This window comes from Klebsiella sp. K47 (genome assembly GCF_051858335.1).
Classification (GTDB): Bacteria; Pseudomonadota; Gammaproteobacteria; order Enterobacterales; family Enterobacteriaceae; genus Klebsiella; species Klebsiella pneumoniae.
The window spans coordinates 1-206 of record NZ_JBPYUI010000638.1 but is presented as its reverse complement, the minus strand read 5'-3'; the positions used below and the strand labels follow the sequence as shown (position 1 = coordinate 206).

1 pseudogene is annotated in these 206 nt (G+C 59.7%); it reads right to left on the bottom strand.

Going from position 1 to position 206, the window contains the following annotated elements:
* Window positions 1-206: pseudogene (locus tag RRF55_RS29515) on the bottom strand (hypothetical protein); the annotation flags it as partial.

Genomic DNA, 206 nt, shown 5'->3' with positions numbered 1-206 from the left:
CGTCCAGCGCCTGTAACACAACGTCCATTGCTTCGCGTTCCTCCCTGACGAATGCGTCACCGTCGCCCCCGTTCTCACTCCCGACGGCATACAGGCGCTTCATTTCACTGCCTGCCAGCGCCATCACTTTTTCCAGCATCACCGCCGGGACTGTCACCTGACGGCTGGCGCGCTTTTCTTCCATCAGTTCACGAACAACGCCGTGA